Annotated in this window: 12 protein-coding genes; 7 read left to right on the plus strand and 5 right to left on the minus strand. The window is 62.6% G+C overall.

Features of this window, described 5'->3' with window-relative positions:
* The first annotated feature begins 62 nt into the window (after positions 1-62).
* The 6 genes from AB8A33_RS07570 to ppc all read left to right on the plus strand — a co-directional run bounded on the left by AB8A33_RS07570 (position 63) and on the right by ppc (position 8,219).
* Positions 63-872: a crotonase/enoyl-CoA hydratase family protein gene (locus tag AB8A33_RS07570; protein ID WP_439092189.1), complete on the plus strand. Its 810-nt coding sequence runs from the start codon at positions 63-65 to the stop codon at positions 870-872.
* A gap of 128 nt (positions 873-1,000) precedes the next feature.
* Positions 1,001-2,545, plus strand: coding sequence for an acyl-CoA synthetase (locus AB8A33_RS07575; RefSeq protein ID WP_439092190.1), 1,545 nt, complete (start codon positions 1,001-1,003; stop codon positions 2,543-2,545).
* A 10-nt stretch (positions 2,546-2,555) separates the two neighbouring features.
* Positions 2,556-3,365, plus strand: a complete 810-nt coding sequence (locus AB8A33_RS07580; protein ID WP_439092191.1) for a transporter substrate-binding domain-containing protein — start codon at positions 2,556-2,558, stop codon at positions 3,363-3,365.
* A 60-nt stretch (positions 3,366-3,425) separates the two neighbouring features.
* A complete protein-coding gene (locus AB8A33_RS07585; RefSeq protein ID WP_439092192.1) occupies positions 3,426-4,412 on the plus strand; it encodes a tripartite tricarboxylate transporter substrate binding protein in 987 nt (328 codons plus the stop codon).
* 5 nt (positions 4,413-4,417) lie between these two features.
* On the plus strand, positions 4,418-5,341 hold the full coding sequence (locus AB8A33_RS07590; protein WP_439092193.1) for a DUF1932 domain-containing protein: 924 nt from the start codon (positions 4,418-4,420) through the stop codon (positions 5,339-5,341).
* Between the two features lie 100 nt (positions 5,342-5,441).
* Positions 5,442-8,219, plus strand: a complete 2,778-nt coding sequence (gene ppc, locus AB8A33_RS07595; RefSeq protein ID WP_439095881.1) for a phosphoenolpyruvate carboxylase — start codon at positions 5,442-5,444, stop codon at positions 8,217-8,219.
* A gap of 186 nt (positions 8,220-8,405) precedes the next feature.
* Here ppc and AB8A33_RS07600 read toward each other — a convergent pair whose 3' ends face one another.
* Positions 8,406-9,524, minus strand: a complete 1,119-nt coding sequence (locus AB8A33_RS07600) for an SMP-30/gluconolactonase/LRE family protein (protein WP_439092194.1) — start codon at positions 9,522-9,524, stop codon at positions 8,406-8,408.
* A 371-nt stretch (positions 9,525-9,895) separates the two neighbouring features.
* Between AB8A33_RS07600 and AB8A33_RS07605 the strand changes: the two genes are divergently transcribed.
* Positions 9,896-11,062: a tetratricopeptide repeat protein gene (locus AB8A33_RS07605; protein ID WP_439092195.1), complete on the plus strand. Its 1,167-nt coding sequence runs from the start codon at positions 9,896-9,898 to the stop codon at positions 11,060-11,062.
* A gap of 56 nt (positions 11,063-11,118) precedes the next feature.
* On the opposite strand, the gene AB8A33_RS07610 is transcribed toward AB8A33_RS07605, so the two are convergent.
* The 4 genes from AB8A33_RS07610 to AB8A33_RS07625 form a co-directional block, all read right to left on the minus strand.
* Entirely contained in the window at positions 11,119-12,420 is a 1,302-nt protein-coding gene (locus AB8A33_RS07610; protein ID WP_439092196.1) for an MFS transporter, read from the minus strand.
* A 234-nt stretch (positions 12,421-12,654) separates the two neighbouring features.
* Positions 12,655-13,578, minus strand: coding sequence for an SDR family NAD(P)-dependent oxidoreductase (locus tag AB8A33_RS07615; RefSeq protein WP_439092197.1), 924 nt, complete (start codon positions 13,576-13,578; stop codon positions 12,655-12,657).
* Between the two features lie 179 nt (positions 13,579-13,757).
* The gene (locus AB8A33_RS07620; RefSeq protein ID WP_439092198.1) at positions 13,758-14,897 is read right to left on the minus strand and encodes a thiolase C-terminal domain-containing protein; all 1,140 of its coding nucleotides are present in this window, start codon (positions 14,895-14,897) and stop codon (positions 13,758-13,760) included.
* 4 nt (positions 14,898-14,901) lie between these two features.
* Positions 14,902-15,315, minus strand: coding sequence for a Zn-ribbon domain-containing OB-fold protein (locus AB8A33_RS07625; RefSeq protein ID WP_439092199.1), 414 nt, complete (start codon positions 15,313-15,315; stop codon positions 14,902-14,904).
* Between the last annotated feature and the right edge of the window lie 28 nt (positions 15,316-15,343).

The raw sequence follows: 15,343 nt of genomic DNA on the forward strand, positions 1-15,343 counted from the left end.
AAATCCCGACAACGCTTTCCTGTAAAGCGACGATAAGAACAAGTCTAGGAAGGAAACCTCCCATGGAAGACCGCATCTCTGTGTCCATGACGGACGGCGTTGCCGATGTTCGGCTGGTCCGCGCGGACAAGATGAATGCGCTGGATGCCGCGATGTTTGCGGCATTGGTCGATACCGCCGAGCGGCTGAGCCACGAGAAGGGCCTGCGCGCGGTGGTGCTGTCCGGCGAGGGTCGGGCGTTCTGTGCCGGCCTCGACATGGGACGATTCGCCGCGATGAATGACAATGGCGGCGACGGTATTGGCGGCGCGCAGAAGCGCGATCTGTCACTGCGCACGCACGGCCTTTGCAATCACTCTCAGCAGGCGGTGTGGGGCTGGCGTCAATTGCCGGTGCCGGTGATCGCCGCGGTTCATGGCGTCGCCTTCGGCGGCGGTTTCCAGGTCGCGCTCGGCGCCGACATGCGGTTTCTCGCGCCGGACACGCGGATGTCCGTCATGGAAATCAAATGGGGCCTGGTGCCCGACATGGCCGGCACGCCGATCCTCGCGAGCCTCGTGCGCGACGATATCCTGCGCGACCTCACTTACACCGGCCGCATCTTCTCGGCACAGGAAGCCCTGAGCTACGGTCTCGCCACGCGCATCTGCGACGACCCGCGTGCCGCGGCGCTCGAGACGGCGCGCGAGATCGCCGGCAAGAGTCCCGATGCGATCCGCGCCGCCAAGCGCATGCTCAACAATCTTGCGATCGATCCCGGTCCTGCGCTGCTCGCCGAATCCGTCGAGCAGATGAAGCTGATGGGTGGGACGAACCAGACCGAAGCCGTGCGCGCGAATATCGAGAAACGCGCGCCAAAGTTTGTGGACTGAACTCAGTCCTCTCCACGTCATTGCGAGCCCAAAGAAAGTTGGCCAGCCAACTTTCCTTGACCTCGCAATGGCGGAGCTGAGGCAGCGGCGCAGAACAAAAATCAAAAACAAAAATCGGAAACGTATCCATGTCGACAAGCTCCCTGTTTCAAGGCGTCATGTCAGGCGATCGCCGTCGTGGCTTTGCCGAACTGACCGAACGTGCGAGCCGCATCGCCGGCGGGTTGTCGCGGCTCGGCGTCAAGCAGGGTGACAGCGTCAGCATCCTGATGCGCAACGACATCGCGTTTCTCGAGGCAGCCTATGCGGTGGCGCAGCTCGGCGCTTATGGCGTGCCGGTGAACTGGCACTTCAAGCCGGAAGAGATCACCTATGTGATCAAGGATTCCGGCAGCAACGTCCTGATCGCCCATGCCGACATGCTGCATCAGCTGCGTGATGCGATTCCGCAGGGCATCGTGTCGCTGAGCGTGCCGACGCCGCCGGAGATCGTCGCCAATTACAAGGTCGATCCGGCACGGCTCGGCACGCCGGACGGCGCCATCGATCTGGAGAGCTGGCTGACCGAACAGGCGCCCTATGACGGTCCTGCGCTGCCGCAGCCGCACAACATGATCTACACGTCGGGCACCACCGGCCATCCCAAGGGCGTGCGCCGTTTCGCGCCGACGCCGGAGCAGGCGGCCTCCGCCGACCAGATGCGTGCTCGCGTCTATGGTCTCAAGCCCGGCGCACGCGCCTTGCTGCCCGGACCGCTCTATCACTCGGCTCCCAATGCCTTTGCGCTACGCGCCGGCCGCCTCGGCGGCGCACTGGTGCTGATGCCGCGCTTCGATCCCGAAGAATTCCTGCGCGTCGTACAGGACGAGAAGATCGACACCATCTTCATGGTGCCGACCATGTTCATCCGCCTGATGAAGCTGCCTGAAGACGTGCGCAGGAAATACGACATGTCGTCGCTGCGCCACATCATCCATGCCGCCGCACCTTGTCCCGCCGACGTCAAGACCGCGATGATCGACTGGTGGGGCCCGGTGATCTACGAATTCTACGGCTCGACCGAATCCGGCGCGGTGACCTTCGCCAATTCCGAGGACGCGCTGAAGAAGCCCGGCACCGTTGGCAAGATCGCCCCCGGCGCTGAATTACGTTTCCTGGGTGACGACGGCCAGATCCTGCCGCAAGGCGAGATCGGCGAGATCTATTCGCGCATATCAGGCAATCCGGATTTCACCTATCACAACAAGCCGGAGAAGCGCGCCGAGATCGACCGCGACGGCTTCATCACCTCGGGCGATGTCGGCTATCTCGATGCCGATGGCTATGTCTTCATCTGCGATCGCAAGCGCGACATGGTGATCTCCGGCGGCGTCAACATCTATCCGGCCGAAATCGAATCCGCGTTGCACGCGCTGCCCGGTGTGCATGACTGCGCCGTGTTCGGCATTCCCGACGAGGAGTTCGGCGAGTCCCTGATGGCGGTGATCGAGCCGCAGCCCGGCGTGGTGCTCGACCTTGCGACGGTGCGCGCGGACCTGAAGAAGGCACTGGCCGACTACAAGGTGCCGAAGCAGATGGAAATACAATCGAACTTGCCGCGCGAAGATTCCGGCAAGATCTTCAAGCGCCGGCTGCGTGATCCCTATTGGGCAAAAGCGGGGCGGACGATCTAGGAGGTCGATGATGATGCGCGTGGCAATGATTGGAAACAAACTTGCCGCGCAGATCGCGGCGATCGCTCTCGTGATTGCGGCGTTTGCCGGCCCCGCGACAGCGGTCGATCTCGAGCCGAAGCAGATCCTCGCCCCAAGCGGGAAGCTGCGTGTCGGGCTCTATCCGGGAACACCGACGTCTATTCTCGTATCGCAAACCGAAGGCCCGCGTGGTGTCGGCTACGATCTCGGCAAGGAACTCGCGCGGCAATTGGGCGTGCCTTATGAGCCGGTGGTGTTCTCCAGGAATGCCGAGGTTCTCGAAGCGGTGAAGACAGGCGCCGTCGATGCCGCGTTCACCAATGCGTCGGCCGCGCGTGCGAAGGATATGGATTTCGGCCCGTCTTATCTGGAAAGCGATCTCGGCTATCTCGTCGCGCAAGATTCCAAAGTCACCAGGCCTGATGACGTCGATGTCAAAGGCGTTCATGTCGGCGTCACCGCCGGAAGTTCATCCGATGCCGTGTTGTCGCGCGATCTGAAAAACGCCGAGGTCGTGCGCGTACCGGCGATCAGGCTTGCGCCCGGCCTGCTGATGGCCGGCAGCATCGATGTGTTCGCCACCAACAAGGCGACGCTGTTCGAACTCGCAGAGCAGGCGCCGGGCGCGAAGGTGCTGGATGGTCGCTGGGGCGTCGAGCGGCATGCCATCGCGATCCCCAAGGGGCGCGACGAGGGGATGGCATTTGTCCGTAAATTCACCGAGGATGTGAAGGCGCAGGGACTGGTCGATGTGGCCATCGCACGATCCGGACTGCGCGCTGCGACCACAGCCAAGTAGCACTATCAAGTAGCAACGACACGAGATTGTTGCGCGATATTACAAGAGGGACGACCACCCATGCCCGTGTCTTTGCCTGCGCCCATGAAACTGGCCATCGCCACGGTGGCTGCGCTGCTGTCTTTCGCCAGCCCGTCGCTGCACGCCCAGACGTTTCCGAGCAAGCAGGTGACGATCCTTGTGCCCTATGCGGCCGGCGGTGCGGTCGATGTACTGGCGCGGACCTTTGCACAATCGCTGTCCAAGACCTGGGGCCTGCAGCCCGTGGTGGATAACCGCCCGGGCGCTGGTGGCATCATCGCCTCGCAGGCGCTCGCGAAGTCGCCACCCGATGGATACACGCTGATCCTTGTGGCGTCGGGCCATCCGCTCAATCAGTTCTTCTATCCGAAGTTGCCCTACGACACGTTCAAGGATTTCACGGCGATCAGCGAAGTCGCCTATTCGCCGCTGGCCATCGTGGTGTCGAAGGACAATCCTGCGAAGAACCTGCAGGAGCTGCTGGCGCAGGCGAAGGCCAAGCCGGACTCGCTGTCCTATGGCATGTCCGGCAATGGCACCTCCGCGCATCTCGCCGGCGAATTGCTGAACCACATGGCCGGCACCAAGATCGTTTCGATCCCCTACAAGGGCGGTGCGCCGGCGCTCACCGCCGTGATTGCCGGCGATATTCCTATGAGCATCAATCCGCTGCCCGAGATCGTCGGCCAGCTTGAAGGCGGCGCTGTGCGTGCGATGGCGGTGACGACGGCGACGCGCTCGGCGGCGCTGCCCAATGTGCCGACGGTCGCCGAATCCGGCGTCGCCGGTTATGATACGGCGGTGTGGTGGGGCTTCCTCGGACCTGCCGGCATGCCGGCCGATGTCGTGGCGAAGATCCATGCGGATCTGGTGACGGCCCTGAAGGATCCGGTGGTGCTGGCGGCGCTGAAGAAGATCGATGCCACGCCGGTCGGTTCTTCGCCGGCCGAGTTCGACAAGTTCATGCATGCCGAAGCGGACAAATGGGGGCCGGTGCTGAAAGCGGCAAACATCAAGGTCCAGTAAGCAATATGACTGAACGTTCGAACCAGTGGCACGTCGGCCTGATCGGCTATGGCGAAGTCGGACGCATTCTCGCCGAAGACCTGCGCAAGCAGGATATGTCAGTCAGCGCCTATGATCTCAAACTCGACGGCGCAGATGCCGCGCCGTTGCGCGACCATGCGGAAACCCATGGTGTCACGCTCGCATCCTCGCATGCCGATCTCGCCTCACGCGCCGACTTCATCATCTGCGCTGTCACCGCGAGCCAGACGGTCCCGGCGGCGCAGGCCTGCGTGCCCGGTCTGAAACCGCAGGCGTGGTTTCTCGATTTCAACTCCGCATCTCCCGGCGCGAAACAACGTGCGGCCGCGCTGATCGACGGCGCAGGTGGCCGCTATGTCGAGGGCGCGGTCATGACCTCGATCCCGCCATACCGTATCAAGGTGCCGCTGCTGCTCGGCGGTACCGGCGCGCGCGATCTTGCGCCACTGCTCAACGCCATCGGCTTCGATGCGCAAGTCGCCAGCGACAGGCTCGGCGTCGCCTCCGCCACCAAGATGTGCCGCAGCATCATGATCAAGGGCCTCGAGGCCATGGTGATCGAGAGCTTCACCACCGCACGTGCCTATGGCGTCGAGGATGCGGTGATCGCCTCGCTGGTCGAGACGTTTCCGAGCATCGACTGGGAGAAGCAGGGTGCCTATTTCTTCCAACGCGTCATCGAGCACGGCCGCCGCCGCAGCGAGGAAGTCCGCGAAGTCGCCGAGACCGTGCGCGAGATCGGCCTGACACCATGGTCGGCCGAAGGCACGGCCGAGCGACAGAGCTGGATCGCTGATCTCGCCGATGGCGGGCTGTTCGGCACGAAAGGCGAGGCGGGTTTCGCGCGTAGCGCCGACTGGCGCACCGAGGCGGATCGGATCTTGGATAAGGTAAAGCCACGAAGCTGAGTTCCGGGACAGGTGCTGCGCGCTGCAACTTGATCTTGCGTCGCAGCATGACTTGCGACCAAATGGGGCGCCGGCAACTTCCTGGAGCGTCCTTGTGTCCCTGCCTCTGTCCACCGAAGAACCCGCAATTCCCCGCGGCGACGACATTGCGGCCCAGGAGGCCGACGCCCGGCTGCGCGAGGATATCCGGCTGCTCGGTCGTATCCTTGGCGACACCGTGCGGGATCAGGAAGGCGAGGCGGTATTCGCCCTGGTCGAGAACATTCGGCAGACCTCGGTCCGCTTTCACCGCGACGAGGACAAGCTGGCGCGGCGCGAGCTCGAAGCCATTCTCGACGGCATGTCGATCGCCGAGACCGTGCGCATCGTTCGCGCCTACAGCTATTTCTCCCATCTCGCCAACATCGCCGAGGACCAGAACAACATCCGCCGGATGCGGGCGCAGCGCGCGAATGCAGCCGATGCATCGGGCACGCTGGCCCATGCGGTGAAGCGCGCGCGCGAGGCCGGCATCGATGCGGCGCTGCTCAGCAAGTTCTTCGGACAGGCGCTGATCTCGCCGGTGCTGACCGCGCATCCCACGGAAGTGCGTCGCAAGAGCACCATCGACCGCGAAATGGAAATCGCGGCATTGCTCGACCGGCGCGAGCGCATGCAGCTTACCGCGGAAGAGATAGAAGCCTCCGAGGAGCAGTTGCGCCGCGCGGTGGTGACGCTGTGGCAGACCAATCTGCTGCGCCGGAGCAAGCTGACTGTGCTCGACGAGGTCACCAACGGGTTGTCGTTCTACGACTACACGTTCTTGCGCGAGGTGCCGCGGCTGCATTGCACGCTGGAAGACAGCCTGAGCGCGCAGGGCGGCGGGGCCGAGCTCGGCTCGTTCTTGCGCATGGGCAGCTGGATCGGCGGCGACCGCGACGGCAATCCCTTCGTCACCGCGGATGTCATGCGCGGCACTATCATGCTGCAGAGCAGGCGCGCCTTCAGCTTCTATCTCGACGAGCTTCACGCGCTGGGCGCGGAACTTTCAATGGCGGCACATCTCGCCGATGTCTCCGATGAACTGCGCGCATTAGCCGAGCGCTCGCCCGATCCATCGCCGCATCGTGCCGGTGAGCCTTATCGTCTGGCGATCTCCGGCGTCTATGCGCGGATGGCGGCGACGGCACATGCACTCGATCTGCCGAACCGCCGCGCCGCCGTGGGCGCCGCGCCGCCTTATGCATCGGCAACTGAATTCAAGGCCGATCTCGATGTGCTCGATCGCTCGCTGATCGCTGACAATTCCGCTGTCATCGCCCGCGGCCGGCTGCGGCAACTGCGCCGCGCGGTGGATTGTTTCGGCTTCTATCTCGCCAGCCTCGACATCCGGCAGAACTCGGCCGTGCATGAGCGCACCGTCGCTGAACTGATCGATGCGGCGATGCCGGGTACATCATATCTCGCGCTCGGCGAGGAGGCGCGCATCGCGCTGCTGACGAATGAATTGAAGAACGCGCGGCCGCTCGGCTCGCTGTTCGTCAAATACAGCGAGGAAACGCTGGGGGAACTCGCGCTATTTCGTATGGCGGCGCAGGTCCATGCGAAATTCGGCGCAGCGGCGATCCCCCAATGCATCATCTCGATGTGCAAGGGCGTCTCCGACATGCTCGAAGTCGCGGTGCTGCTGAAGGAAGTCGGGCTCGTCGATTGCTCCGGCCGCAGCGCCATCAATATCGTGCCGCTGTTCGAAACCATCGAGGACCTGCAGGCTTCCGCCGGGATCATGGACCGGATGTTCTCGCTGCATGATTACCGCAAGCTGGTGGACAGCCGCGGCGCGGTGCAGGAAGTCATGCTCGGCTATTCCGACAGCAACAAGGACGGCGGTTTCGTCACCTCGGGCTGGGAATTGTACAAGGCCGAGATCGACCTGATCGAGGTGTTCGAACGCCATCACATCCGGCTCAGGCTATTCCATGGCCGCGGTGGTTCCGTGGGCCGCGGCGGCGGCCCGAGCCACGAGGCGATTTTGGCGCAGCCCGGCGGCGCGGTGGACGGCCAGATCCGTATCACCGAGCAGGGCGAGATCATCTCCAGCAAATATTCCAACGCCGAGGTCGGCCGCAACAATCTGGAAATCCTCGCCGCCGCGACCCTGGAGGCGAGTCTGCTGGCACCAAAGCACAGCGCGCCGCGCCGTGAATATCTCGAAGCCATGGAGGAGATTTCCGAACTGGCTTTCAAGGCCTATCGCGGTCTCGTCTATGAGACCGAGGGCTTCGTCGACTACTTCTGGGAATCCACCGTCATCAACGAGATCTCGACGCTGAACATCGGCAGCCGTCCGGCGTCGCGCAAGAAGACCCGCGCCATTGAGGACCTGCGCGCGATTCCGTGGGTGTTCAGTTGGGCGCAGTGCCGGTTGATGCTGCCGGGCTGGTACGGTTTCGGCAGCGCCATTGAGGCCTGGCTCGCCAACCATCCCGACAAGGGCATGGCGTTCCTGCAGGAGATGCACCGCGAATGGCCGTTCTTCCGCACGCTGCTGTCGAACATGGACATGGTGCTGGCCAAGAGCTCCATCGCCATCGCCTCGCGCTATGCTGAGCTTGTCGCTGACGAGAAGCTGCGCGAGACCATCTTCGGCCGCATCCGCCGCGAATGGCATCTCGCCATCGAGACGCTGCTCGACATCATGGAGCAGGAGCGGTTGCTGCAGGGCAATCCGCTGCTCGACCGCTCGATCCGCAATCGCTTTCCATATCTCGATCCACTCAATCATGTGCAGGTCGAGCTGCTAAAAGAACATCGCGCGAATAATCCGGACGAGCAGGTGCTGCGCGGGATTCAGCTGACGATCAACGGGATCTCGGCCGGGCTGCGGAACAGCGGGTAGGGCATCCCTCCCTCAAGCACAGCGAAGCTGTGCGCAGTGGGGAGGGTGGATCGACCGCGTAGCGGTCGAGACGGGTGGGGTGCCTCCGCAAGCACCGTCGCTTGGGAGGCACCCCACCCGTCTGGCCTTCGGCCAGCCACCCTCCCCACTGCGCGGCTTCGCCGCTTGAGGGAGGGAAAGCGCCTCTCAACAAAAATGCGCGCCCTGCGTTTCCACATAGACCGCATACAATGACTGGCTCGCGGTCATGAACAGCCGGTTGCGCTTCTTGCCGCCGAAACACACGTTCGCGCAGGTCTCCGGCAGCCTGATCTGGCCGATGCGCTGGCCGTCCGGTGCGAAGATCTGCACGCCGTCATAACCTTCGCCGACCCAGCCGGCGCCAACCCAGATATTGCCTTCGGTATCGACACGCACGCCGTCGGGGAAGCCGGACTTGCCGTGCAGCGTCATGTCGATCAGCGGCTTGCCATTCGAGAGCTTGCCGCCGTCGACGTCATATTGCCACACCACGTTCTTGGCATTCGGATAATGCGTGATGCCGGTGTCGCAGACATAGAGTTTCTTGTAGTCCGGACTGAACGCCAGACCATTGGGCTTGAACGGATCGTCGGCGACCTTGCTGATCTGGCCGTTTGCGGGATCGATGCGATACACCGCTTCCTTCTGGTGCGGCTGGGTGACGCCCGCCGCCGCACGTTGTCCTTCATAGAGATTAATGGCGCCGTAGCCGGGATCGGTGAACCAGATCGCTTTGTCGATTGGATTGACCACCATGTCGTTCGGCCCGTTCAGCGGCTTGCCGTTTGCCTGTTCGGCGAGCGTCGTGACGCTGCCATTGTGCTCGAAGCGGACGAGGCGCGTGCGCTGCGCGCTGAGCTGGCGGCCCTCGGTGTCGAACGAATTCCCGTTGCTCTCCTCGGATGGATAGCGGAAGCGCTCGGAGATGTGGCCGTCATCGTCGAGATAACGCAACTGGCGATTGGCAGGGATATCGCTCCAGATCAGATACTGACCCTGCGCATTCCACGCCGGTCCCTCCGCCCACAGGCAGCCCGTATAGAGCCGCTTGATGACGGTGTTGCCGACTTTCGCCTGGAATCGCTTGGGATCGATGGCGACGATATCGGGATCGGGATAGCGCTGCGGCTCGGCGCCGCGGCCGAAGTTGCGCGCGAGGGCGTCGGGTGCGATCAGGGTGGTCGTAGCCAGTGCAGCGGCGCTGCCTAGAATATTTCTGCGACTGAGTGAGTTGGATATTGCGGCGGGTTGAGCTGCGTCGTTCGCGTCGAGCTGAGTTGGCATCGTCGTCCTCCCGGCTTTTCTGGTTTTCTCCAGCCGTTGCCGGGAGTTTAAATACCGTTGCGACGGGGATGCTACACAATTCGATGCTGCCGCGCGGTCATGGCGGTGCACAAGCGCGCATCGCAGCGCAGTGAACGTTTTGATAGTTCCGCGCGACCAAGACCAAAGCCCTCATTTGATGCGCGGTTCCCATGTCATCGTTTCGCTGTCACATATGTGTTGCAGTCGCTTCTGCAGCCGTGCTGTTCGTCACGTCATTGTCAGCGCAGGCCGACAATGCATGTCGACCGCCGGTTAATCAGCGCATGATCGCGGGCTGCACGGAGATCATAGACAATCCCGCAGCCACGACTGCGGAACGCGCGGAAGCCATGAGTTATCGCGGGGCGGCGCAGATCCATCTTGGCGATCTGGATCGTGCACTTGCGGATTTCTCGGCATTTATCGCGATGAAGCCCGACAGCGCACAGGGTTATTCCATGCGTGCGAAAGTCTACGAGCGACTGAAAAGTCATGACCTTGCTATCGCTGACTATGACAGGGCCATCGCCCTCGATCCAAACTATGCACTGGCCTATGCCTCGCGCGGCGCTGAATTTGATTTGAAGGGGGATACCAGACGCGCACTCAAGGATCACGATGAGGCGATCCGCCTCAGGCCGGAGATGGCGCTGCTTTATAGCGGCCGCGGCCTGACGCGCGGAAGCAGTGGGGATATGGAGGGCGCCATCGCCGATTTCTCAACTGCGATCCGCCTCGATCCGAAATATGCGCTGGCAATGACATTTCGCGGCAATGTATATCTGGCGCGTAAAGAGTTCGGCAAGGCGCTGCCCGACTATGACGCCGCGTTGCGGCTGTCACCCAATCAGGACATGGCCTATGCCGGCCGTGCCGAGATCAAGCTGCAGCGCGGCGACAATGACGGGGCGATCGCGGACTATACCAAGTCGATCGAGCTGAGGCCTGATAACGCCCATGCCCTGGCCGATCGCGGCATTGGGTTTGCTCGGAAGGGAGACTACGCCGCCTCCATCCCGAACTATGATGCGGCGCTGAAACTGACGCCGGACGATGACAGCATTCGCAACCGGCGTGCTCACTCGCATTTCATCGTCGGGCACTTTGCCGAGGCGGCTGTCGATTTAGGCAACGTGGTGGAGAAGTCGCCGGAATATGATCTCGCCAAACTGCTGCGCTACATCGCGCGGGCGCGCAGCGGCGACTACGATATGGGCGAGTTGAAGCGCAATACCGATACGCTCGATCGGAAGGGCTGGCCGTGGCCGATGGTGGCGGTCTATCTCGGCCAGATGACCCGCGACGAGATGCTCGCCAAAATGAAGAACATGCCGCTCGACGACGACTTCGGCCCTTGCGGCGTGTCGTTCTATCTCGGTCAGTATCTGATGGTGAAGCGCAAGCCGCAGGAAGCGCTGCCCTATCTGAAACAGGCAGCCGAGGTGTGCCGGGGCGATGGCGAATTCGAGCGCGACGCTGCCCGCAATGAACTCAAGCGGCAGCAGGCGTCGAACTGACAAACAAAAAGGGGCAGCGTCACCGCTGCCCCTTTGACATTCGCCGGCAGGCGAAATCAGACCTCGTGTCTGTCCGACGCGAAGATCGCGATGAGCGTGATTACCGCGGCCGCGAGCACGTAGTAGCCGATGTAAGCCAGACCGTAATTCGCCTGCAGCCAGGTGGCGATATAGGGCGCCAGCGAGGCACCGAAGATGCTTGCCAGATTGAACGTCATCGACGCGCCGGTATAGCGCACGGTGGTCGGGAACGGTGCCGCGAGTGCGGCGCCGATCAGGCCGTAATTGATGCCGAAGATCGCCAGACCGATCAGCGCGAAGGCATAGATCCCCGCCACGCCGCCTGACAGCAGCGGCGCCAGGAAGAACGAGAACACAATCACCATCAGGCAATTCGCGATCAGCAGCGTGCGGCGACCGATCTTGTCGGCGAGCAGGCCGGCCAGGATGTTGGTGGTGCCGAAGGCGACGGCGCCGGCGATCTGCACCTTGAGCGCATCGAGCAGCGACATCTTCGCGATCCCGACATTGTAGGACAGAAGATAGGCTGTGCAGACATAGAAGAACACGAAGGTCATCAGACCGACCAGCGTGCCGAGCACGAGGCTGCGCTTGTGCTTGCGCAGCAGCTCCATGCTGGGGACGGCGACGCGCTCGGCCTTCTCGATCGCCTTCTGGAATTCCGGCGTCTCGGTGATCGACAGGCGTACCCACAGGCCGATGGCGATCAGCACGATGGAGGCGAGGAACGGCACGCGCCACGCCCAGCTCAGGAACGTTTCCGGCGAGACGAAATGCAGCAGGATGAAGAACGTGCCCGACGACAGGAACAGGCCGAGCGGCGCGCCGAGCTGCGGGAACATGGCGTACCAGTTGCGCTTGCCTTCCGGCGCGTTCTCGGTGGCGAGCAGCACTGCGCCGCCCCATTCACCGCCGAGGCCGAAGCCCTGGCCGAAGCGACACAGCACCAGCAGAAGCGGCGCTGCGAGGCCGATCTGCGCATGCGTCGGCAGCAGACCGATCAGGACGGTGGAGACGCCCATGGTGAGCAATGCTGCGACCAGCGTGGTCTTGCGGCCGACGCGATCGCCGAAATGGCCGAACACGACGGCACCGAACGGGCGCGCAAAGAATGCGATCGAGAACACCGCGAAAGACGCCAGCAGCGCGGCGGTGTCGTTGCCGGCCGGGAAGAACAGTTTTGGAAACACCAGCACCGCGGCGGTGGCATAGACGTAGAAGTCGAAGAATTCGATCGTGGTGCCGATCAGGCTCGCCAGCAAAACGCGGGCGGGGGAATTCAGCGGCTTGGAATGCGGCATGGCCGCGGAGGGCATCGCGCCCGCGTGATCTGTCATGATGTTCGTCCAGCAAATGCGGTTTCGTCCGCAGATGCGTGACGTCAAACCCGTTGTTTACGGGTGCATAGCCGACCTTGGGCGGCGTTTGAATTCTTTATGACGAAATTTGCGCGATATCAGGTCAGATAAGACCGATATGCATGACTATTTGAGCAACATTGTTTCTTTTTAAATGTCTGGTTGTAGAAATGCAGCTCACGGGAAGGAATCCCGCGAGCTGCATCTGGACGCTTACACCGGATCCCAGCTGAAAATGTCAGCCGAGCGGTCGAGCTTGTAGAACGACGACTTCAGCGCCGGCATGCCGTGTTCGGCGAGGGTCTGCGGGGTCCAGCCTTCGGCCCGGTGGATCGAGCGCAGCGGGCGCGACTGGCCCATCAGGAAGATCTCGTTCATGCGGGCGGCAAAGATCTGTCCGGAAATTTCCTTGGCGTCGTCGGAGAGTAGATGTGCCACCAGCGGTGCGATCTTTTCCGGACCCATGCGCTGCATGCGCTCGACGCGGGCCTTCTCGGCTTCGGTCTCGGTCGGGATGCTACCGATCATGCGGCTCCAGGCGAAGGGCGAGACGCAGTTCGAATTGACGCCGAAGCGGCCCATGTCGAGCGCGATCGACTTCGACAGGCCGACAATGCCGAGCTTGGCAGCCGAATAGTTCGCCTGGCCGAAATTGCCGATCAGGCCCGAGGTCGAGGTGAAGTGCACGAACGAGCCGGAGTTCTGCTCGCGGAAGTAACGCGCGGCGGCGTGCGAGGTGTAGAACGAGCCCATCAGATGGACCTTGATCACCATCTCGAAGGCGTCGATCGACATCTTGTGGAAGATCGCGTCGCGCAGGATGCCGGCGTTGTTCACCACGCCGTCGATCTTGCCGTAGGTGTCCACGGCCTGCTTGATGATCTTGCTGGCCGGGATCGCTTCGGCAACCGACTCGAAGTTGGCAACGGCGGTGCCGCCGGCCTTCGTGATTTCCTCGACGACCTGTTCGGCCGGTGCTGCGCCGTCGCCGCCCGAACCGTCGGTGCCGACGCCGGGATCGTTGACGACGACCTTGGCGCCTTCAGCGGCGCAGAGCAGCGCAATGCCACGGCCGATGCCGCGACCCGCGCCGGTGACGACAATGACCTTGCCGTCGAGTGATTTAGTAGATGCCATGTGGTGGTTCCTTTTGGTGGTGGTTGTTCTTGATTGGCTAGCTCGTCATTCCGGGGCGAACGCGGCGTCAGCCGCGGGCGAACCCGGAATCCCGAAATGGCTTGGCACTGTCGGAGACTCCCAGGTCGAGATTCCGGGTTCGCGACCGCCAAGTGGCGTTCGCGCCCCGGAATGACGAGTTAGGCTTCGTTCGTAAAGATCACCGTGCCCGACGCAGCGAACATGCCGCCGACGCCATGACACACGGAGATCTTTGCGCCCTGAACCTGCGCCGGCGCGATGCCGCGCATTTGTCGCACGCTCTCCTGCAAAGCATACATGCCGTACATTCCGGAATGCATATAGCTGAGGCCGCCACCATTGGTGTTCATCGGTAGCTTGCCGCCGGGGCGGGTGTTGCCGTCGGCGATGAACTTGCCGGTTTCCTCATGCGGCATGAAGCCGAGATCGCCGAGGCCATAGAGCGGCAGATGCGCGAAGGCATCGTAGATCATCAGGTGATCGACGTCCTTGTGCGCGATGCCGGCCTCGCGGAACGCGGTCGGGCCTGCCACCGTGAACGCGCGCGACGTGTCGAACGTCTTCATCTGGCTGACCATCGGTGTTTCCACGCTCTCGCCGGTGCCGAGAATATAGACCGGTTTGTTCGGGAAGTCCTTGGCGCGATCTGCCGATGTCAGGATCAGCGCGCCGCCGCCGTCGGTGACGAGGCAGCATTGCAGGATACGGAACGGATAGGCGATCATCTTCGAGTTCAGCACGTCCTCGACCGTGATCGGCGCCTTCATCATCGCGCGCGGATTCTTCGCCGCCCATTCGCGCTGGAACACGGCCACCGACGCGATCTGCTCATGGGTGATGCCATGCGTCTTCATGTAGCGCAGCACCGGGATCGGGAACATGCTGGGCGGACCGTAGACGCCATAGGGCGCCTCGAACTGGCCCTGCAGCGAGTCCGCCGGCATCGAACGCGGCAATTTGCCGATCATCGACTTGCCGCTCTCGGCATGGGTGATCAGCACGGTCTTGCAGAGACCTGCTTCGATCGCCGCAGCCGCGTGGCGAACATGCAGCATGAAGGAGCAGCCGCCGACGGATGTGCCATCGACCCAGGTCGGCGTGATTCCGAGATAATGCGCGATCTGCTGCGGTGTCTCGACAGCAGTGGCGATGCCGTCGATGTCGGACAGCTTCAGCCCGGCATCCTTGATGGCGTTGAGCGCCGCATCCGCGTGAAGCTGGATCTGCGACATGTTCGGGATAACGCCGAGCTCGGTGGTCTCGGCTGCGCCGACAACGGCGACTGCGTTTCTGCGCATGATCTCAGCCCTTCGCCGGACGGAATACGGGGAGGGTGATGGTGTCGTCGAGCTTCTCGAAGGCGATCTCGAGCTTCATGTCGAGTTCGAGCGCTTCCGGCGTCTGCGGGCAATCGATAATGTTGCTCATCAGCCGTGGGCCTTCTTCAAGTTCGACCACGGCAATTGCATAAGGTGGCGTGAAGCCCGGCGCGGCAGGGCGGTGATTGATGACGTAGCTGTAGAGGAAACCCTTGCCCGAGGCCTTGAACACCGACACCTTGCGCGAGGCGCAGCCGGGACAGAATGGCCGCGGCGGAAAATAAACATTGCTGCAATCGTCGCAGCGCTGCAGGCGCAATTCGCCGGCTTTTGCGCCGTCCCAATAATGCTGGGTTTCCGGTGTCGGTTTTGGCCGCGCGCGGGCTGATTCAGCCATGTCTCGTGTTCTCTCCCTTGGACGGGGA

Source organism: Tardiphaga sp. 813_E8_N1_3 (genome assembly GCF_051811025.1).
Classification (GTDB): Bacteria; Pseudomonadota; Alphaproteobacteria; order Rhizobiales; family Xanthobacteraceae; genus Tardiphaga.